The following is a 19,719-nucleotide window of genomic DNA, read 5'->3' as shown; positions in this document are numbered from 1 at the left end:
CGCCGCGCGGGCTGGATGTGCGCAGCACATTCCAGCCCCGCCGGCGTTTGAGGCGCGGGGGTCCGGGGGCGGAGCCCCCGGGGAACGGGCGAAGGGCGGGTAGGGGACAGCCGCCCCGCGACCGCTCAGGCGGGGAACCGCGGGGCCCGGGCCAGGAGCGAGCGGCACGCCGGCGCCTACGCCAGGGCCGCCCGCCACTCCGCGACCGCCGCCGCGGAGACCGGCCGGCCCCACCCGGAGGGACGGGCGGCGCCGCCGATGTGGAACGCGTCGACGCCCCCCTCCCGCAGCACCGGCAGGTGCGACAGGGTCAGCCCGCCGCCGACCAGGACCCGCGCCCCGTACCCCGGCTCACCGCGCCGCCCCGCCTCCGCTTCCGCCAGCAGCACCGTGAGCCCGTCCGCGACGCCGGTCGCCGCGCCCGCCGTCAGGTACGTGTCCAGCCCCGGCAGCTCCGCGAGGGCCTTGCGCAGGCCGTCCCGGTCCGCCGCGCGGTCGATGGCCCGGTGGAAGGTCCAACGGCAGCCGTCCAGCTCCGCGAGCACCGCCTCGACCGCGTCGAGGTCGGGGCTGCCGTCAGGGTGCAGGAAGCCGAGGACGAACTCCTCGGCACCCTCCGCCCGCAGCCCCCGCGCGGCCTCCACCAGCTCGGAGACGTCGCCCGCCGCGAACCCGTCGGACGTGCGGAGCATCACGCGCAGCGGGATGTCGACCGCCGCCCGGATCGCCGCGAAGGTCTCGCGCGGCGGGGTGAGCCCGTCGGCGGCCATGTCGGTGACCAGTTCGAGCCGGTCCGCCCCACCCGCCTGGGCGGCGACCGCGTCCTCCACGTCGAGGGCGATCACCTCCAGGAGCGCACGGTTGCTCATGTGATCCCATCCCATCCTTATGCCCATATGGAAAATAGGTCTAGTCCAATATCCAGGGTACGGGCCCCACCCCGCGCTCCACCAGCACAATCGCGTCACCGCCACAATGTCCGCATGGACACGCCGCAGACTCCGCCCGAGGCGACGCCCGAGACGACGCCCGAGACGACGCCCGCCACCGCGCCCGACGACGCCGCCCTCCGCGCCCGCTGGGCCGCGACCGCCACCGCCGCCGACGCCACCCGTGACCCCGCCCCCTACGCCGACCGCCTCCTCGCCGCCTGGGCCGAGCCGCAGCGGCGGTACCACACCACCGCCCACCTGGCCGACGTCCTCGCGCGGATCGACGTACTCGCCGGCCACGCCGCCGACCCCACCGCCGTCGAGCTCGCCGCCTGGTTCCACGACGCCGTCTACCGCCCCGACCGCTCCGAGAACGAGGAACGCAGCGCCGCCCTCGCCGAGCGCGCCCTGCCCGAGCTGGGCGTCGGCCCGGCCCGCACCGCCGAGACCGCCCGCCTGGTCCGGCTCACCGTCACCCACGACCCCGCCCCCGGCGACACCAACGGCGAGGCCCTCTGCGACGCCGACCTCGGCGTCCTCGCCGGCACCCCGGACGCGTACGCCGCCTACGCCGCCGCCGTCCGCGCCGAGTACGGCTTCGTCCCCGACGAGGCCTTCCGCACCGGCCGCGCCGCCGTGCTGCGCCAGCTCCTCGCCCTCCCCCGCCTCTTCCGCACCCCGTACGGCGCCGCCCACTGGGAGGCCCCGGCCCGCCGCAACCTGGAGGCCGAGCTGGCCGCCCTGACCTGACATACGGGACGGCGGCCGGGCCTCTCCCCACTTCGAGGCGGTTCGGGTAGAACATGCCCGCAGCCTCCGCACGACCCCGTCCCGCATGCCCGTGCCGTCTACGTCCTCGGCCTGTCCGTCTTCGCGCTCGGCACCAGCGAATTCATGCTGTCCGGCCTCCTCCCGCCCATCGCCGAGGACATGGACGTCACCATCCCGCAGGCGGGCCTGCTCATATCCGCCTTCGCGATCGGCATGGTCGTCGGGGCGCCGCTGCTGGCGGTCGCCACCCTGCGCCTCCCGCGCCGCACCACCCTCATCTCCCTCATCAGCCTCTTCGGCCTCGGCCAGGTGGCGGGCGCGCTGGCCCCCTCGTACGCGTTCCTCTTCGCCTCCCGCGTGGTGTCCGCCCTCGCCTGCGCCGGGTTCTGGGCCGTCGGCGCGGCCGTCGCCATCGCCATGGTCGACAAGGACCAGCGGGCCCGCGCCATGGCCGTCATGATCGGCGGCCTGTCCATCGCCAACGTCCTCGGCGTCCCGGCCGGCGCGTTCCTCGGGGACCAGCTCGGCTGGCGCTCCGCGTTCTGGTCGGTCGGCGCCGCCTCGGCCGTCGCCCTGGCCGGCATCCTGGCGCTGATCCCGAAGATCCCCCTGCCCGACGAGAAGCCCCGCCTCGGCCGCGAGCTGCGCATCTACCGCGACCGCCAGGTGTGGCTGTCCATCGGCGTCACGGCCCTCGCCGCCGGCGGCGTCTTCTGCGCCTTCAGCTACCTGTCGCCGCTGCTCACGGACGTGGCCGGGCTGGACTCGACGTGGGTGCCGTGGATCCTGGGCCTGTTCGGCGTCGGCGCGCTGATCGGCACCACCGTCGGCGGGCGGATCGCCGACGCGCACCTGTTCGGGGTGATGCTCTGGGGCATCACCGCCTCGACGGTGTTCCTCGGGGCCCTGACGGTCCTGGCCTCCAGCGCCGCCGCCGCGATCGCCCTGTCGTTCCTGCTCGGCGTCTCGGCGTTCTTCACCGCGCCGGCGCTGAACGCCCGGATGTTCAACGTCGCCGGCGCCGCCCCCACCCTCGCCGGAGCCACCACCACCGCCGCGTTCAACCTCGGCAACACCGGCGGCCCCTGGCTCGGCGGCACGGTCATCGACGCCGGCTTCGGCTTCTCCGCCCCGGCGTGGGCGGGCGCGGCGATGACCGTCACCGCGATCGGCCTCACGATCATCGCCCTCCGCCTGGAACGGCGCAGTCCGTCGGGCGAGACCCGGGTCGTCACGGGATCTGCCTCGCACGAGGCCACGGCGGACACCGTCCGTACGTGACCTGACGCTCAGGCGGCCGGCGGGCGATGTTTCGGCCGTCTCAGCCCCGCAGCGGTCAGGCGGCGGACCAGTTCCTTGCTGCCGATCTCCACCGCGCCCGCCGCCACCGCGTCCGCGTAGCGGTGCGAGGGCACGTCGTAGTGGTCCCGCTCGAAGGCGCGCGGCGGGCAGCCGATGCCCGCCGCGAAGGCGTGCAGCTCCTCGTACGAGACGTCGCTGACCAGGTGCGACCACAGGCGGCCGTGGCCCGGCCAGACCGGCGGGTCGATGTACACCGTCACCGGTGGCTCACCGGCCCGGGTGGAAGACGGGGCCGAGGCCGCCGACCGCCGCCACCCTCACCCCGGCCTCCGAGCACACCCAGTGCGGGTCGGGCCCCAGTTCCGGCTCCACGTCCAGCGCGTGCGGGTCCCCGTGCGCGCAGACGGGGCACAGCGGCCAGCGCCCGTACTTCTCCAGCAGGGCGTCCTTCACGTCCTGCGCGACGAGTCCGGCGAGGTAGTCGACACCCTGCGGCCACTGCTCCACCCACCACCGGCGGTGCGTGACCGAGTCCTCGACGAGGGAGACGACATCGGCGTCGGCGACCTCACCTGCGGCGAGATCGGCGAGAACGAGCGCACGGGCGACATGCAGCGCCTGCTCCAGGGGGGTGGCATGGTCCATGGGGACATTGTGAACCCGGACCGGGCCCCAGACGAAGGGCCCCTTTACATGTAATTTGCTCAAATTTTCTATTATTTGTCCTCCTGTGTCAGCGCCGTCCCCCGCCGGGGCGTGCCTTCTTGCTCCCGGCCCCGCCGGGAAATACCTTCCAGCCGTGAGCGAGAACCGCAGCACCGCGTACGCCGGCCTTCGCGCCCAGCTCGACACGCTGACGACCGAGGCCTTCCGGCCCGAGCTGGCGGAGATCGACCGGCTCCCCACGCTGGAGATCGTGCGCACCATGAACGCCGAGGACGCCACCGTCCCCGCCGCCGTCGCCGCGCAGCTGGAGCCGATCGCCGCCGCCGTCGACGCGATCGCCGAGCGGATGGCCCGCGGCGGCCGGCTGGTCTACGCGGGGGCCGGGACCGCGGGCCGGCTCGGGGTGCTGGACGCCAGTGAGTGCCCGCCCACCTTCAACACCGACCCGGCGCAGGTCGTCGGCCTGATCGCGGGCGGCCCCGGGGCCATGGTGCGGGCCGTCGAGGGCGCCGAGGACTCGCGGGACCTGGCCGCCGCCGACCTGGCCGCCCTCGGCCTGACCCGCGAGGACACCGTCGTCGGCGTCTCCGCCTCCGGCCGCACCCCGTACGCGGTCGGCGCGGTCGAGTACGCCCGTACGTGCGGCGCGCTCACCGTCGGACTGTCCTGCAACGCCGGATCCGCCCTGGCCGCGGCCGCCGAGCACGGCATCGAGGTGGTCGTCGGGCCCGAGCTGCTCACCGGCTCCACCCGGCTGAAGGCGGGCACGGCGCAGAAGCTCGTACTGAACCTGATCTCGACGGTCACCATGATCCGCCTCGGCAAGACGTACGGGAACCTCATGGTCGACGTGCGCGCGACGAACGAGAAGCTGCGCGCCCGCGCCCGCCGCATCGTCGCACTGGCCACGGGCGCCCCCGACGAGGAGATCGAGGCGGCGCTCGCGGCGACGGGCGGCGAGGTGAAGGACGCCGTCCTCGTCGTGCTCGGCGGCGTCGACGGGCCCGGGGCCGCCCGCCTGCTCGCCGCATCCGGCGGGCACCTCCGCGAAGCCCTCGCCCGGACCCGGTAGATCCGGTAGATCCGGTAGGACCCCGTTCGCCATCCCCCACGCAAGGCGAGTACATGTCCACTGAATCCACTGACAAGCACCGCGCCACCGCCGCCGCGCTCCTCCCCCTGGTCGGCGGCCCGGACAACATCCGCTCCGTCGCGCACTGCATGACCCGCCTGCGGATCGGGCTGTGCGACCGCTCCCTCGTCGACGACGCCGCCCTGCGGGCCGTGCCCGGGGTGCTGGGCGTGGTCGAGGACGAAGCCACCTACCAGGTCGTACTGGGCCCGGGCACCGTCGCCCGGGTCACGCCCGAGTTCGAGGCGCTGGTGGAGGAGGGGCGTACCCGTGTCGCCGGGCCCCTCACCGCCGGGGGCCTCGCCGAGCGGGGCGCCGCGCTGAAGGAGGCGCGGAAGGCGCGCAACGCCACCCCGTTCAAGCTGTTCCTGCGCCGCATCGCGAACGTGTTCGTCCCGCTGATCCCGGCCCTCATCGGCTGCGGGGTCATCGCGGGCCTGAACGGCCTGCTCACCAACCTCGGCTGGGCCCCCGCCGTGGTGCCGGCCCTCGCTGCGATCGCGTCCGGGTTCATGTCGCTGATCGCGGTGTTCGTCGGCTTCAACACCGCCAAGGAGTTCGGCGGCACCCCCGTCCTCGGCGGGGCCGTCGCCGCCGTCATCGTCTTCCCCGGGGTGGCGAAGATCGACGCCTTCGGCGAGCACCTCTCCCCCGGCCAGGGCGGGGTCCTCGGCGCCCTGGCGGCGGCGCTGCTCGCGGTGCGCGTGGAGCGGTGGTGCCGGCGCCGGGTGCCCGGGACGCTGGACGTGCTGGTCACGCCGACCCTCACGGTCCTCGTCACCGGGCTGGTCACCCTCTACGGGCTGATGTTCCTCGCCGGTGAGGCCGCCACCGCGATCGGTGCCTTCGCGAACTGGCTGCTGGCCGCCGGCGGGGCCCTGGCCGGGCTGGTGCTGGGCGGGCTGTTCCTGCCGCTGGTGATGCTGGGGCTGCACCAGGCACTGATCCCCATCCACACCACCCTCATCGAGCAGTCCGGCTACACCGTCCTGCTGCCGATCCTCGCCATGGCGGGCGCCGGCCAGGTCGGTGCGGCCCTCGCCGTCTACTGCCGCCTCCCGCGCAACGGCTCCGTCCGCAGCACCATCAAGTCCGCGCTCCCGGCCGGCTTCCTCGGGGTGGGCGAGCCGCTGATCTACGGGGTCTCGCTGCCGCTGGGCCGCCCGTTCGTCACCGCCTGCGTCGGCGGCGCGGCGGGCGGGGCCTTCGTCGGGCTGTGCAACCAGCTGGGCGTGGCGTTCGGCTCGAAGGCCATCGGCCCGTCGGGCTGGGCGCTGTTCCCGCTGCTGGACGGTACGTCGGGCATGGGCGTGACCGTCGCCGTCTACGCGGGCGGGCTCCTGGTCGGCTACCTGGCCGGCTTCGCCGCGACGTACTTCTTCGGCTTCACGAGGCTCCTCCGCACTTCGCTCAATCGGGGGGACGAAGAGCCGGAGGCGGGCACGGACGGAGAGGGAGGCGGACCCGCCGCCGCGGACTCGACGGCACTCGCCCGCTGAGCCGGCAGCGCGGGCGTCGTTCCCGCCCGCGGGCTCAGACCGCCGGCGGGACCGTCAGCACGGCACGTCGTTGCCGCACCGCCACAGGGTTCCCCGGTCCACGTAGACGTTCGCGCGGGGAGAGAACGTGTGGCCGATCCATTCCTGTCCGTCGCCCGCGGCGACGTACGCCTCCGCCTGATAGGCGAGCGGGGCGTCCTGGCGCGCCGTCTCGCAGTGGGCGGGGTCCGTGGTGAACGTCGTACCCGGTTCCACGGCGACGTGGGTGGTGGCCGGCCCCGGCTCGCAGTCGTGAGCCGCTCCCGCCCAGAAGCCGCCCACTTTGACGGTCACTTCCACGGCGGAGGCCGTGGGATTGTCGACCTTGAGGGCGAACGCCACTCTGTCGCGCTGGACCCTCGCGCAGGCGCGCAGCCGCGTACCGGACGGACCGGTTCTGGGTGGGGAGCAGCGGCTGTCTCCCCCCAACGCGTCACGGGACTGGGCAGTCGCTCCTGCCGCCGATGCGACCGAGCCGGAGGAAGGCACGGCCTGGCCGCCCCGCCCGGTGGTCGCCCGGGATCCCGGCCACGCAGCGACCACCAGGACGGTCACCAGACCGACGGCAGCAACGGCGGCCGCGGACCACTTCCACGCACGTGAGCGGGCAGGTGCGTGAGGGTCCGGAGGCGGCGGTGGGGTGATCGGGTCGGCGGCCGGCCGCTCGTCGTCTTCGCCCGGGACGACCCGGGCGGTGGCGCCGGCTGCCGGGGCTCGCAGCGGCGTGCCGTCAGCGGCGGTCGACGGCAGGTCCGCGGACTCCGGGGGGACCACCGGGTCGACCGGGCCCGGCAGGCCGGGCTGCTCCGGGGCCTTGAGCGCGTTGACCACGGCGCTGCGCCATTGATGGCCTTTGAGCTCCTGCAGCCGGGCCCTGTGGAATTCGACCTGCTTGGCGATCCCCATCAGCCGACGGCCCTGGGGCGCCGCATCGGCCCGGAAGGCCGCCACGATCCGGGCGGTGTCCTGGACCGTCGGCACACGGCCGGCCCGCTTGTTCTCGCCGAGCAGCTGATCGCGGCCGAGCAGCCAACTCCCCAGGAGGGGGTTGTCGATCTTCGGTTGCGCATCCCGGAGCAGGGCGAGCAGTCCCGGGCGGGAGGGCCCGGGGCCCTCGATCACCTCTTGCAGGCACGTGCTCCACTCGTCCAGCGCCTGGACGAGTGCGTACGCCAACTCCTCGAACACGTCCCCCTGTTCCCCCACGCTGCTCCTCTCCCAGCCCAAAAGCTTGCACCGCGCCAGTGAAACAGCAGGTCAGAGCTTGTGCACCTGGCACTGCAAGCACCTGCCGGCCGAAGGGTCTGGGGCAGGTCTCCGGCATTCAGGAGAGTGGATCCCGGCGGACGGCGAAGAGCTGATCCACCATCAATCCACCCACCAGGCAACGGAGTCCTGCCATGAACCGCTCGACGACCCGAAAGCATCGCACACTCCTCACCCTCCTCGCGGCCGTGCTGTCGGCGACCGCCGTACCGATGGTCGCCCCGGGCACGGCCGAGGCCGCCACGGGCGGCCGGGTGTGCCTCTTCCTCGACAAGGAGGGCGCCCCGATCGCCGGCCGCACGTACGGGCACGTCGCCTGGGCGATCCGCGACCCGAAGAACACCGCCCACTGGATCTGGGGCGCCACCGAGGGAGGCAAGCTGCACATCCCGGCCGGCGCCGACAACCACAGCTGGATCAAGGGCGGCAGCTGGGACGACCTCCGCAAGAGCATCAAGCGGGACGGCCGGCACCGGCCGGGGTTCTACGACGCCTACCGGTGCATCAACACGGCTGGCGGTGACCTCAACGCCGCGCAGCGGACCTTCCGCAACATGGAGAACAACGGCTACGACATCGGCTTCAACAACTGCCTCACGAAGTCGATCGCGATCTTCCGCAAGTACAGCCCGGCCCTCAGCAGCAAGCGCCTGCCCGACGGTCAGGCCGTCCCGCCCCGGAACTACTTCGCGACCACGCTGGACGACGCGGGCGGCTGGGAGAAGGCCCGTACGTACTGAGAGCCGGACACCGGCCAACGGTCGGATACCGGCCGGCGGCATCCGACCGCCGACGAACAATGACGAGAAGAGGACTCACCATGTGGAACAAGTGCCAGCGCTGCAAGGGCAACGGAAAGTGCACCACCTGCGACGGATCGGGCTACCGCGGCGTGTGGAAGTGCGACAGCTGCCGCGGCAGCGGTGACTGCAAGGCGTGCGACGGCCGCGGCTGATCGATGTGCGGTGAGGGCTCCTGCTCCGCGGCGCGAGCCCTCCCGGCCCGAACCCTCAGCCCGGCCCGCCGACGGGCCGGGCTGAGGGGCATCCACCCGCCCGCCCGTGCAGCACGGCGGCCAGCCGGAGCGCGGTGTCGATGTTGCATCGCCCCAGGTCGACGAGCGGCAGCCCGTACGACCCGGCGGCCGAGACCCGCTCGACGTCCAGGGACGGGAAGACCACTCCCACCCCGTGGAGGGCGTCCTTCAACTGCCGTACGGCCTCCTCGGCCGCCCGCATCCGCTCCTGCGGGGTGAGCATCATGACGTGTCGCCTCTCTCCTGCGGGTGTTGGGGTCCGGCACACAGAGTGGCGATCATGGGCGCGGCCTTCAACCGGCCCCCGCCCCGCCCGGGCCGTCCGACGGCCCGGGTCACCAGCCCCAGACGGGCCTGACCTCGAAGGTCGGGAAAAGGGCGTCGTCGGCGTCCAGGTTGACGAAGACGTACGAGCCGCTCGGCGGGCGCCGGCCCGATCACCCGCTCCTCCCCGAACGGCTACGGGACTACGCCCGGTGGACGCGCAGTTGCGACACCTCGTACGACATCTCGGTGAGGTCCGGCCCGGGAGCGGGGTGGTAGCGGCCGGCGGAGACGGACAGGTTGACGATGAGGTACGCGTGCCAGCCGCGGCCGACGCCCCGGCCGTCGGAGTAGACGCGCAGGCCGTTCACCCACCAGACGACGGACCTGCGGCCGAACTCCACCTTCAGGTCGAGCCACGCGCCGGGGTGGACGGTCGGGTCGCGGAGGTAGCGGTGCGCCTCGCGGACGTGGTTGGACAGTTCCAGCAGGTCGGGGTGGTCGGGGTGGTACTCGAAGACGTCGATCTCCTGGCCGCCGTCCCGCCAGGTCCAGATGGCGGGCCAGGCGCCGATCTCCTCCGGCAGCCGGACACGGGCCTCCAGGACGTCGCCGGTACGGACCTCGAAGCCCTCGTCACTGCCCTCGGTGGTGAGCAGCCCGGCGTCCCAGTTCCCGTCGGGGCGCAGGGTCGCGCGGAAGGTGCCGGAGCGGCTGTAGGCGGGGTCGGCGGTGAGGTGGTCGAGTTTGTTGTCGCCGGGGTTGACGGGGCCGCCGTCGGGATAGGCCCAGGAGCGGCCGGCCACCCACTGGGTGGTGGAGGTGAAGTCGGCGGTGAAGACGGGGGTACGGCGCGGGGTGAACACGGGCGGCAGCCCCAGCCCCCCGCCGCCGCCCGCGGGGGCGAGGCGGCGGGTCAGGCGCCGCAGCCAGCCGTGCGTTTCCGGTTCCGGGTCCATGCGGCGGTTGTGCCCGCCCGGCCCGCCCCGAACCCCCCGTTCTCACTCAGAGTAATCATACGATCGCGCGCGCGGCCTCGATGAAGGCGCGGATCAGCTCCGGGGACTTCACCCCGCGCTCCCGCTCGACCCCGCTGGAGACGTCCACGCCCCAGGCGCCGGTGGCGGCGACGGCCTCGCGGACGTTGGCCGGACCGAGCCCGCCGGCCAGCAGCCAGTGCCCCTCGGGCGCCGTGAACTGCGCGGACCCCCAGTTCCAGGGCTTGCCGGAGCCGGGGTCGGGGGCGTCGATGAGGAGCAGGTCCTCCCCGTACTCGCCGCAGCGCGCGACGTGCTCGGCGGTGGCCCGCAGCAGCGTGCGCCCCGGAGCTCGGAGGTGCGCGTAGTAGTCGGCGGGTTCGTCGCCGTGCAGCTGTACGCCGCGCACGCCGCTCTCCTCGGTGAGCCGGCGCACCTCCTCCAGGGGCTGCCCCCGGAACACCCCGACGGTCAGCACCCCGTCCGGTACCCGCGCGGTCAGCTCCCGCGCCAGCGCGGCGTCGACGGTCCGGGGGCTGCCCGGGGCGAACACGAACCCGACGGCGTCGGCCCCGGCCTCCACGGCCACGTCCACGTCGTGGGGGGTCTTCAGCCCGCAGATCTTGACGAACACGCTCTTCCCGTCGCTCATGCCGTCAAGTCAACCAAACGCGGCTCTGCCACGCCGATACGTCCCACGTTGCGGGCGGCCAACCGGCCCCGGGGCTCAAGTACCGAGAGTCCGAGCGCCCTGTCTGTGGAATGGGTGGTGGGCGGAGCCCACCACCACCCACCACCCTCCCAACCGCCGCCCATACCAGGCCGGATGACGATCCGTGATCGGCTTGCCACGCAGGGCCATCAGGCCCTACCTTGCGGCTGGAAACGAAAATCGGCCCCCGCCGGTGCGCCAACACCGAACGAGGGCCTGACCAAACGAGATCGGACACAACGATCCCCATGGATGACAGCCAGCTTAGTGCTGCCCCGCACCCCCAGGCCAAGCCCGGCTACGGCAAAATCGCCGCACCGGAGCAAGCGCCCCGCACCGCCCGCGACTTCGCCCACCTCCCGGCCCGCGAGGCGGCCGTCGCCGGGTACCTCGACCGGCTGCCGGACGGCGCCGACATCAGCGTGAAGACCCTGGCCGCGGTCCTGCCCCTGTGGGGCCAGTGCGCCCTGCGCACCGCCCTCAACCGGCTGGCCACCGCCGGGCACCTGCACCGCGTCCGCCGGCGCCTGCCCGGCCCGGTCACCCGCTGGGTCACCCGTACGTACTTCTCCCGCACGCCCCGCGACGGCGCCTGGTGGGCCCGGTTCACCCAGAGGGATTCCCCCGCACCGACCGCCCCGCCACCACCCGCACCGGTACCCCCGGCTCCTGCCGACGCCCCCGATGCCACGGGACCCGACGCCTACGGCATCCTCGCCTCCCTCGGCCGCACCGCCCCCGCCCTCGCGCTCTCCAAGGCCGACTGCACGGCCCTCGCCCCGCTCCTGGTCCCCTGGCTGGCCCGGGGAGTCACCCCCGACCGGATCCGGCTCGCCCTCACCGCCGGCCTGCCGACCCCGGTCCACCACCCGGCGGCCCTGGTCCGCAGACGCCTGGAGACCAAACTCCCCGCCGCACCACCGGCCCCGGCCCCTGCCCCGCCGGCGGAAGAAGCCCCACCCCCGGCCCGCGCCGAGTGCACCGAATGCCGCGCCCCCGGCCCGCCGGGCGCCTTCACCGACGGCCGCTGCCGCGCCTGCCGCCCCGACGCCCCCCGCCCGCCGGTGTTCACCCCGACCCTCACCCCGGCCGAGGTCCGCGCCCACGCGACCCGCATCCGCGAAGGGAACCGCCGATGACCAGTCCGCCGCTCCACCGGCGCCGAACACGGGCACCATGGAGTCGAGGAGGCGACCCCATGACCCCCAGCACCGCCGCGCACGCCCAGATGACCCTGACGGACTTCGAGACGCTGGCCCGCCGCGCACCCGAGACGGTCACGCTCGAATTCGTCAACGGAAAGCTCGGAGTCAAGCCGTTGCCCGATCAGCGCCACGGCGCCATCGTCATGTGGCTGCTGCGCCAGTGCATGCAGCAGCGCCCGGAGCTCGCCCTCTACCCCGAACAGGGGCTGAAGGTGGAGAGCTACCGCACCGGACGGGCCCGCGCGGACGGCGCGCTCGCGCCGTACGACCACTACGCCGCCCAAGAGGGCGAGTGGGCGGATCCCGCCGGGACACTGATGGTCGTGGAGGTCACGTCCTTCGACCCCGACGCCGACCAGCGCGACCGGGACGAGAAACGCGCCGCGTACGCCCAGGCGGACATCCCGGTGTACCTCCTCGTCGACCGGGATCAGGACATGCTCACCGTCCACAGCGACCCCCAGGACGGCATGTACCGGCAGACCGTGTCGTACGCCTACGGGGAAGCGGTCACCCTGCCCGCTCCCGTGCGGATCACGCTGGACACCGAGAAGCTCAAGGACTACGCGAACTGAGCCCCCGGACAACGCCCGAGGGCGGCACCCCCTCCGTCGGGAAGGGGTGCCGCCCTCGTTCGAGAACAGCCGATCAGCCAGGGGCCGATCAGAAGTCCATGTCACCGCCCGGCATGCCGCCCGGAGCGGCGGCGGCCTTCTCCGGCTTGTCGGCGATGACGGCCTCGGTGGTCAGGAAGAGCGCGGCGATGGACGCGGCGTTCTGCAGCGCGGAACGCGTGACCTTCGCCGGGTCGATGATGCCCTCGGCGATCATGTCGACGTACTCGCCGGTGGCGGCGTTCAGACCGTGGCCGACGGCCAGGTTGCGCACCTTCTCCACGACGACGCCGCCCTCGAGACCACCGTTGACGGCGATCTGCTTCAGCGGGGCCTCCAGCGCGAGCTTCACGGCGTTGGCGCCGGTCGCCTCGTCACCGGTGAGCTCCAGCTTCTCGAAGACCGAGGAGGCCTGCAGCAGGGCCACGCCACCGCCGGCGACGATGCCCTCCTCGACGGCCGCCTTCGCGTTGCGGACGGCGTCCTCGATGCGGTGCTTGCGCTCCTTGAGCTCGACCTCGGTCGCGGCACCGGCCTTGATGACGGCCACGCCGCCGGCCAGCTTCGCGAGGCGCTCCTGGAGCTTCTCGCGGTCGTAGTCCGAGTCGGAGTTCTCGATCTCGGCGCGGATCTGGTTGACGCGGCCCTGGACCTGGTCGCTGTCACCGGCACCGTCGACGATGGTGGTCTCGTCCTTGGTGATGACGACCTTGCGGGCGCGGCCGAGCAGGTCGAGACCGGCGTTCTCCAGCTTGAGGCCGACCTCCTCGGAGATGACCGTGCCGCCCGTGAGGATGGCGATGTCGCCGAGCATGGCCTTGCGGCGGTCGCCGAAGCCCGGGGCCTTGACGGCGACGGACTTGAAGGTGCCGCGGATCTTGTTGACGACCAGGGTCGACAGGGCCTCGCCCTCGACGTCCTCGGCGATGATCAGCAGCGGCTTGCCGGACTGCATGACCTTCTCCAGGAGCGGCAGCAGGTCCTTGACCGAGCCGATCTTGGAGTTGACGATCAGGATGTACGGGTCGTCGAGGGACGCCTCCATACGCTCCATGTCGGTGGCGAAGTACGCCGAGATGTAGCCCTTGTCGAAGCGCATGCCCTCGGTGAGCTCCAGCTCCAGACCGAAGGTCTGGGACTCCTCGACGGTGATGACGCCTTCCTTGCCGACCTTGTCCATGGCCTCGGCGATGAGCTCGCCGATCTGGGTGTCGGCGGCGGAGATGGAGGCCGTGGAAGCGATCTGCTCCTTGGTCTCGACGTCCTTGGCCTGGGCCAGCAGGGCGGCGGAGACGGCCTCGACGGCCTTCTCGATACCACGCTTGAGGGCCATCGGGTTGGCGCCGGCGGCGACGTTGCGCAGGCCCTCGCGGACGAGCGCCTGGGCGAGGACGGTCGCGGTGGTCGTACCGTCACCGGCGACGTCGTCCGTCTTCTTGGCGACTTCCTTGACCAGCTCGGCGCCGATCTTCTCGTACGGGTCCTCGAGCTCGATCTCCTTGGCGATGGAGACACCGTCGTTGGTGATCGTGGGCGCGCCCCACTTCTTCTCAAGGACGACGTTGCGACCCTTGGGGCCAAGGGTGACCTTGACGGCGTCGGCGAGCTGGTTCATGCCACGCTCGAGACCGCGCCGGGCCTCCTCGTTGAACGCAATGATCTTGGCCATGTGAAGTGGTCCTCCCGGACAGGGGTGGATTGCTCCGGACCGCGCCCGCGCCCGCGACGGACGGCCTGCGGATCCGGCGGTTCCGTCCCGCCGGACCCTGCGGGCCTCACCGGCCCGGTCCTCGTTTTAGTAGCACTCTCACCTGGAGAGTGCTAACGCCAATGATTAGCACTCGACCCCCACGAGTGCAAGCGGCTTCGGGCAACACGCGGGCGGCGTGGCCGTGACGCGGGGCTGACGCGGGGCGACACGCAGGAGGGGCCCACATCCCTGTCCGGGATGTGGGCCCCTCAAGCATCTGTGCGTGCGTCGGTGGCCGATCGCGTTCGCTCCGACTCAGCCGGCCGGCGCGAGCTTGACCATGTCCGCCTGCGGACCCTTCTGGCCCTGCGAGATCTCGAACTCGACCCGCTGACCCTCTTCAAGGGTGCGGTACCCGTCCATCTGGATGGCGCTGTAGTGGACGAACACATCCGCACCACCGTCGACCGCGATGAAGCCGTAGCCCTTCTCCGCGTTGAACCACTTGACGGTGCCCTGAGCCATGCCTAACTCCCCTATTACTGGCCCTTGCGCGGGACCGCACTTCGCGGTCCCGGGTCAGAACTTGCGCCGGAACGCCTCGACCGCGGCTGAATGTATCCGCACCGGTGCTGTCAGCAACAGGTCAATCCGACGAGAAATCTGGACACACGGAAACCTGAAAATAGGGTGAAAAGCTGGCATATTCCAGGGCAACTCGGGCCAGACAAGCGGCACCAAAGGCCCAAAAGGCACGCTCATGTTGACTCAATGTCAACCATCCGTCGACCCGCTCATATGCGGCGGGCAAGAACAGCGGAGGGGACTGCCCCAACTCTACCGCGCCCAATCAAGCAGAATTGCCCCCTCCGCTTTTAGCGGAGGGGGCAATTCTGATCTGAACGCGTCAGCCGCGGACGGAACCGCGAATCAGCAGCCGCCGGCGACGGCCGGGATGATCGAGACGCCGGCGCCGTCCGGCGTCGCCGCCTGCAGCCCGCCCTCGAAGCGCACGTCGTCGTCGTTGACGTAGACGTTCACGAAGCGGCGCAGCTTGCCCTGGTCGTCCAGGACGCGCGCGGCGATGCCCGGGTGGTTCTTCTCCAGGGACTCGATGACCTCGGCGAGGGTCGCACCCTCGGCCGGGACCTCGGCGGCGCCGCCGGTGTAGGTGCGCAGGATGGTGGGGATGCGGACGTTGACGCTCATGGCGCTACCGCCTTTCCGGATGTGTCAGGTCAGGGGGGAAGGGTCAGGCCAGGCCGGCGGCGCGGAACGCGTCCAGGCTCGGGCGGATGGTGGCGGTCTGGCCGCTGTCCGCGGCCACCGCCTCCAGGGTCTTGAGGCCGTCACCGGTGTTCAGGACCACGGTGGTCAGCGCCGGGTCGAGCTGCCCGTTCTCGATCAGCTTCTTCGTCACGCCGACGGTCACGCCGCCCGCGGTCTCGGCGAAGATGCCCTCGGTGCGCGCCAGGATCTTGATGGCCTCGACGACCTGCTCGTCGTTGACGTCCTCGACGTAGCCGCCGGTGCGCCGCGCGATGTCCAGGACGTACGGGCCGTCCGCCGGGTTGCCGATGGCCAGGGACTTGGCGATGGTGTTCGGCTTCTGCGGGCGCACCACGTCGTGGCCGGCCTTGAAGGCGGTGGACACCGGGGAGCAGCCCTCGGCCTGGGCGCCGAAGATCTTGTAGGGCTTGTCCTCGACGAGACCGAGCTTGACCAGCTCCTGGAGACCCTTGTCGATCTTCGTCAGCTGGGAGCCTGACGCGATCGGGATGACGATCTGGTCGGGCAGCTGCCAGCCGAGCTGCTCGCAGATCTCGTACGCCAGCGTCTTGGAGCCCTCGCCGTAGTAGGGGCGCAGGTTGACGTTGACGAAGCCCCAGCCCTCGCCCAGCGGGTCGCCGATGAGCTCGGAGCAGAAGCGGTTGACGTCGTCGTAGTTGCCCTCGATGCCGACCAGGTCGCCGCCGTAGACACCGGCCATGACGACCTTGCCCTGCTCCAGGTCGTGCGGGATGAACACGCAGGACCGGAAGCCCGCACGGGCGGCCGCGGCGCCGACGGCACCGGCCAGGTTGCCCGTGGAGGAGCAGGACAGGGTGGTGAAGCCGAAGGCGCGGGCGGCCTCGACGGCGATGGCCACGACGCGGTCCTTGAAGGAGTGCGTCGGGTTGCCGGAGTCGTCCTTGACGTAGAGCTTGCCGGTGACGCCCAGCTCCTTGGCCAGGTTCTCGGCGTCCACCAGCTTGGTGAATCCGGGGTTCAGGCTCGGCTTGGAGGCCACGTCCACCGGGACGGGCAGCAGCGGCGCGTAGCGCCAGATGTTGTTCGGACCGGCCTCGATCGCGGCGCGCAGGGCCTCCGGGTCGCCGAGCGGCAGCTCGTAGGCGACTTCCAGGGGGCCGAAGCACTCGACGCAGGCGAAGATGGGGCCGAGCTCGAAGCGGGTACCGCACTCGCGACAGGAAAGTCCGGTGGCGGGTCCGAGGTCGACAGAGGTGGCGACAGTCTGTGCAGCCATGATGGCGAGGCCCTTTCTCCTCATCTTCCCCATGGCGCACTTCGCCATGAGACGGAATTGGCACCTTCCCTAGCCGGGGCCTCGCGCTGGCGAGAACCGACTGGAGGGTTGCCGGGGCTTCAACGGGCCGTGTCCCTCTGCCCCTCTGGATGAGCGGTATGGCACCGGACACACGCGCTCTGCGGCGCGCCGGTGCGTTTGTGCGCGGGACCCCCGGCATGCGGTGGTCTCTCGCGTTGTTCAAGACTGTAACCGAAGGGACGGGCGGTTGAGACAGCCGTCCGAACCGCGAGATGGATCACAATTCGGCCCAAATGAGCCGAGTGCCGCAGAGACCAAGAGAAGCCCGAAACATGCCCAAGGGGTGCTGAGAGTGCTGGATGAGGTGGAGCGCTGGCTGGCAGACCGCTCCTGGTCCGCCGCCGACCGACCGCTCGACCAGCTGCTCGACCGGAAACGGGCGGCCGGGACGACGGTGAGCGTGGTGCTGCCCGCGCTCGACGAGGAAGCCACCGTCGGGGAGATCGTCGAGATCATCCGGCGCGACCTGATCGAGGCCCCGCCCGTCCCCCTGGTGGACGAGCTGGTGGTCGTCGACTCCGGCTCCACCGACCGCACGGCCGAGGTCGCGGCCAAGGCCGGCGCCCGCGTCGTGCACCGCGACTCGATCCTGCCCCGCATCCCGGCCCTGCCCGGCAAGGGCGAGGTGCTGTGGCGCTCCCTGCTGGCCACCACCGGCGACGTCGTCTGCTTCGTCGACGCCGACCTGCGGGACTTCGACTCCGCCTTCGTCTCCGGGATCGTCGGGCCGCTGCTCACCGACCCGCAGGTGCAGTTCGTCAAGGCCATGTACGACCGCCCCCTCGGCGACACGCCGGGGCAGGGCGGCCGCGTCACGGAGCTGGTGGCCCGCCCGCTCCTCAACCTCCACTGGCCCCAGCTGGCCGGCTTCGTCCAGCCGCTGGGCGGCGAGTACGCCGTACGCCGCTCCCTGCTGGAACGTCTCCCCTTCCCCGTCGGGTACGGGGTGGAGCTGGGCCTGCTCGTGGACGCGCTGCACACGGTCGGACTGGACGCGCTGGCCCAGGTGGACGTGGGGGTCCGGCTGCACCGGCACCAGGACGGGCAGGCCCTGGGCCGGATGGCCGCCGCGATCTACCGCACCGCGCAGCTGCGGCTCTCGCGCGGGCACCTCGTCCGGCCGGAGCTGACGCAGTTCGAGCGGGGGCCGGACGGGTTCGTGCCGCGCACGTACGCCGTGGACACGGAGGAGCGGCCGCCGATGGCGGAGATCGAGGAGTACGCGGGTCGGCGCGTGGCGTGACGAACCGGACATTTCCCGGACGTTTGAGCGAGCGGGCCCCGGGCTAGGTTCGCGACATGGCTTCCCCCGTGGCTCCCCAGGTACTCGTCGCCGCCAACCGCGGCCCGCTCTCGTACGCCCTCGACACCGACGGCACCCTCAGCGCCCGCCGCGGCGGCGGCGGCCTCGTCTCCGGCCTGTCCGCGGCACTCTCGGCCCAGCCCGAGGCCCTGTGGATCTGCGCGGCCCTGTCCGACGCCGACCGCGAGGCGGTCCGCCGGGGCGTCGCCGAGCCGGGCGTCCGGATGCTGGACATCGACCCGGCGGTGTACGACGACGCGTACAACGGCATCGCGAACTCCGTGCTCTGGTTCACCCACCACCACCTGTACGACGTCCCCCGCGAGCCCGTCTTCGACGCGGAGTTCCGGCGGCGCTGGGACTCGTACACCGCCTACAACCGGGCCTTCGCCGAAGCCCTGGCCGAGGAGGCCGCCGAGGGCGCCTGCGTCCTCGTCCAGGACTACCACCTCGCCCTGGTCCCGGGGCAGCTGCGGGAACTGCGGCCGGACCTGCGGATCGCGCACTTCACGCACACGCCGTGGGCGTCGCGGGAGTTCCTGGAGATGCTCCCGGACGACATCCGCAGCGAGCTGGTGTGGGGGATGCTGGGGGCGGACCGGCTGGGCTTCCACACCGAGCTCTGGGCGATCAACTTCGTCAGCGGCGCGACCACCGACGACGAGCGCGGTATCGCGGAATCGTCCATCCCCCGGAACAGCGCCCCGGGGGTCCACCACCGCAGGTTGACGGCGGACGGCGGGTACGGCGAGAAGCGGTTCACCACGGTGACCGCCTACCCCCTCGGGGTCGACGGGGACGACCTGCGGGCACTGGCCCACCGGCCGGAGGTCGACGACAAGCTCGCCGCGCTCCGGGCCGAGGTCGGCGACCGCAAGACGATCGTCCGCGTCGACCGCACCGAACTGTCGAAGAACATCCTGCGCGGCCTGCTCGCCTACCGCGAGCTCCTGGCCACGCACCCCGAATGGCGCGGCCGCGTCGTCCACCTGGCCTCCGCCTACCCCTCCCGGCAGGACCTGAAGGTGTACCGGGACTACACCGAGTCGGTGCGCCGACTGGCCGAGGAGATCAACGCGGAGTTCGGCACGGACGACTGGCAGCCGGTCATGGTCTCCGTCCAGGACGACTTCGCCCGCTCCCTGGCGGCGTACCGGCTCGCGGACGTGGCCCTGATCAACCCGGTCCGGGACGGCATGAACCTCGTCGCGAAGGAGATCCCGGTCGTCTCCGAGGCGGGCTGCGCCCTGGTCCTGTCCACCGGGGCGGGAGCGTACGAGGAACTCCGCGCGAACGCCCTGACGGTCAACCCGTACGACGTCACCGCGACGGCCGAAGCCCTCCACGAGGCCCTGACCATGCCGGAAGCGGAACGCGCGGAACGCACGAAGCGCCTGGCGGCATCCGCCACGGCCCTCCCCCCGGCGGCCTGGTTCACAGCCCAGCTGGAGGCCCTGCGGGGGTAGGGGCGGGGCGGTGTTTGCCCACCCGCCTCCTTGTCTGCGGGGCGGGACGTCGGGGAGCGGTATTCCCTCGGGCGGTCTCAGAGCAGGTTGGGGGCTTCCCGTCAGTCCCATCGTCCTTCCGGTTCGGGCCGGTCCCTCAAGGGCGCTCCTTCGTCGCGTCGCTACGCGATCGCCTTCGGCGACCCTTGACCGACCGACCCGAACCGGAAAGCCGAAAGACTGCCGGGAAACCCCCAA

At 72.2% G+C, this 19,719-nt stretch carries 20 protein-coding genes, 1 pseudogene and 1 riboswitch; of the genes and pseudogenes, 10 read left to right on the top strand and 11 right to left on the bottom strand.

Annotated features, from left to right (window positions below):
- Positions 1–176: 176 nt before the first annotated feature.
- Positions 177–869, bottom strand: coding sequence for a copper homeostasis protein CutC (locus tag SSNG_RS19370; protein ID WP_007265569.1), 693 nt, complete (start codon positions 867–869; stop codon positions 177–179).
- A 114-nt stretch (positions 870–983) separates the two neighbouring features.
- Here SSNG_RS19370 and SSNG_RS19365 point away from each other — a divergent pair, with 114 nt between their 5' ends.
- Both SSNG_RS19365 and SSNG_RS19360 read left to right on the top strand, forming a co-directional pair.
- Positions 984–1,682, top strand: a complete 699-nt coding sequence (locus SSNG_RS19365; protein WP_007265568.1) for a hypothetical protein — start codon at positions 984–986, stop codon at positions 1,680–1,682.
- Between the two features lie 93 nt (positions 1,683–1,775).
- A pseudogene (locus SSNG_RS19360) lies at positions 1,776–2,984 on the top strand (Cmx/CmrA family chloramphenicol efflux MFS transporter); the annotation flags it as partial.
- 8 nt (positions 2,985–2,992) lie between these two features.
- Here the strand turns inward: SSNG_RS19360 and SSNG_RS19355 are convergent.
- Together SSNG_RS19355 and SSNG_RS19350 are read right to left on the bottom strand one after the other, a co-directional pair.
- Entirely contained in the window at positions 2,993–3,265 is a 273-nt protein-coding gene (locus SSNG_RS19355) for a DUF4031 domain-containing protein (RefSeq protein WP_007265566.1), read from the bottom strand.
- Positions 3,266–3,272: 7 nt separating this feature from the next.
- Positions 3,273–3,650: a hypothetical protein gene (locus SSNG_RS19350; RefSeq protein ID WP_007265565.1), complete on the bottom strand. Its 378-nt coding sequence runs from the start codon at positions 3,648–3,650 to the stop codon at positions 3,273–3,275.
- A gap of 154 nt (positions 3,651–3,804) precedes the next feature.
- Between SSNG_RS19350 and murQ the strand changes: the two genes are divergently transcribed.
- Both murQ and SSNG_RS19340 read left to right on the top strand, forming a co-directional pair.
- Positions 3,805–4,743 carry an N-acetylmuramic acid 6-phosphate etherase gene (gene murQ, locus SSNG_RS19345; protein WP_007265564.1) on the top strand — a complete coding sequence of 313 codons (939 nt, stop codon included), beginning with the start codon at positions 3,805–3,807 and terminating at the stop codon, positions 4,741–4,743.
- Positions 4,744–4,796: 53 nt separating this feature from the next.
- A complete protein-coding gene (locus SSNG_RS19340) occupies positions 4,797–6,302 on the top strand; it encodes a PTS transporter subunit EIIC (RefSeq protein WP_007265563.1) in 1,506 nt (501 codons plus the stop codon).
- A gap of 54 nt (positions 6,303–6,356) precedes the next feature.
- Here the strand turns inward: SSNG_RS19340 and SSNG_RS19335 are convergent, their stop codons facing one another.
- A complete protein-coding gene (locus tag SSNG_RS19335) occupies positions 6,357–7,547 on the bottom strand; it encodes a hypothetical protein (RefSeq protein WP_129593318.1) in 1,191 nt (396 codons plus the stop codon).
- 194 nt (positions 7,548–7,741) lie between these two features.
- On the opposite strand from SSNG_RS19335, the gene SSNG_RS19330 reads away from it, so the two are divergent.
- Both SSNG_RS19330 and SSNG_RS44865 read left to right on the top strand, forming a co-directional pair.
- Positions 7,742–8,347 carry a hypothetical protein gene (locus SSNG_RS19330; protein WP_007265561.1) on the top strand — a complete coding sequence of 202 codons (606 nt, stop codon included), beginning with the start codon at positions 7,742–7,744 and terminating at the stop codon, positions 8,345–8,347.
- A gap of 80 nt (positions 8,348–8,427) precedes the next feature.
- A complete protein-coding gene (locus SSNG_RS44865; RefSeq protein ID WP_277752150.1) occupies positions 8,428–8,562 on the top strand; it encodes a hypothetical protein in 135 nt (44 codons plus the stop codon).
- A gap of 55 nt (positions 8,563–8,617) precedes the next feature.
- Here the strand turns inward: SSNG_RS44865 and SSNG_RS19325 are convergent, their stop codons facing one another.
- The 3 genes from SSNG_RS19325 to SSNG_RS19315 all read right to left on the bottom strand — a co-directional run bounded on the left by SSNG_RS19325 (position 8,618) and on the right by SSNG_RS19315 (position 10,536).
- Complete coding sequence (locus tag SSNG_RS19325) at positions 8,618–8,869, bottom strand: hypothetical protein (protein WP_050779667.1); 252 nt, start codon at positions 8,867–8,869, stop codon at positions 8,618–8,620.
- A 241-nt stretch (positions 8,870–9,110) separates the two neighbouring features.
- The gene (locus SSNG_RS19320) at positions 9,111–9,866 is read right to left on the bottom strand and encodes a beta-glucanase (protein WP_241695084.1); all 756 of its coding nucleotides are present in this window, start codon (positions 9,864–9,866) and stop codon (positions 9,111–9,113) included.
- 55 nt (positions 9,867–9,921) lie between these two features.
- Positions 9,922–10,536, bottom strand: coding sequence for a phosphoribosylanthranilate isomerase (locus SSNG_RS19315; RefSeq protein ID WP_007265558.1), 615 nt, complete (start codon positions 10,534–10,536; stop codon positions 9,922–9,924).
- A 308-nt stretch (positions 10,537–10,844) separates the two neighbouring features.
- Here SSNG_RS19315 and SSNG_RS19310 point away from each other — a divergent pair, with 308 nt between their 5' ends.
- Together SSNG_RS19310 and SSNG_RS19305 are read left to right on the top strand one after the other, a co-directional pair.
- Complete coding sequence (locus tag SSNG_RS19310) at positions 10,845–11,735, top strand: hypothetical protein (protein WP_042801390.1); 891 nt, start codon at positions 10,845–10,847, stop codon at positions 11,733–11,735.
- 59 nt (positions 11,736–11,794) lie between these two features.
- Positions 11,795–12,376 (top strand): Uma2 family endonuclease, encoded by a 582-nt coding sequence (locus tag SSNG_RS19305; protein WP_007265556.1) that lies wholly within the window; start codon positions 11,795–11,797, stop codon positions 12,374–12,376.
- Positions 12,377–12,464: 88 nt separating this feature from the next.
- Here SSNG_RS19305 and groL read toward each other — a convergent pair whose 3' ends face one another.
- The 4 genes from groL to thrC form a co-directional block, all read right to left on the bottom strand.
- Entirely contained in the window at positions 12,465–14,084 is a 1,620-nt protein-coding gene (gene groL / locus SSNG_RS19300) for a chaperonin GroEL (protein WP_007265555.1), read from the bottom strand.
- A gap of 336 nt (positions 14,085–14,420) precedes the next feature.
- Entirely contained in the window at positions 14,421–14,630 is a 210-nt protein-coding gene (locus SSNG_RS19295; protein ID WP_007265554.1) for a cold-shock protein, read from the bottom strand.
- A 405-nt stretch (positions 14,631–15,035) separates the two neighbouring features.
- Positions 15,036–15,314, bottom strand: coding sequence for a MoaD/ThiS family protein (locus tag SSNG_RS19290; RefSeq protein WP_007265553.1), 279 nt, complete (start codon positions 15,312–15,314; stop codon positions 15,036–15,038).
- Positions 15,315–15,357: 43 nt separating this feature from the next.
- The gene (thrC, locus tag SSNG_RS19285; protein ID WP_007265552.1) at positions 15,358–16,632 is read right to left on the bottom strand and encodes a threonine synthase; all 1,275 of its coding nucleotides are present in this window, start codon (positions 16,630–16,632) and stop codon (positions 15,358–15,360) included.
- 17 nt (positions 16,633–16,649) lie between these two features.
- Positions 16,650–16,788, bottom strand: a riboswitch (SAM riboswitch).
- Between the two features lie 217 nt (positions 16,789–17,005).
- On the opposite strand from thrC, the gene SSNG_RS19280 reads away from it, so the two are divergent.
- Positions 17,006–17,956 (top strand): glucosyl-3-phosphoglycerate synthase, encoded by a 951-nt coding sequence (locus SSNG_RS19280; RefSeq protein ID WP_042801387.1) that lies wholly within the window; start codon positions 17,006–17,008, stop codon positions 17,954–17,956.
- A gap of 56 nt (positions 17,957–18,012) precedes the next feature.
- Positions 18,013–19,482 (top strand): trehalose-6-phosphate synthase, encoded by a 1,470-nt coding sequence (locus tag SSNG_RS19275; protein ID WP_042801385.1) that lies wholly within the window; start codon positions 18,013–18,015, stop codon positions 19,480–19,482.
- Positions 19,483–19,719 lie beyond the last annotated feature (237 nt).

The sequence above is a fragment of the Streptomyces sp. C genome (assembly GCF_000158895.1).
GTDB lineage: Bacteria > Actinomycetota > Actinomycetes > Streptomycetales > Streptomycetaceae > Streptomyces > Streptomyces racemochromogenes.
This window is presented reverse-complemented; position numbering and strand designations above follow the sequence as displayed.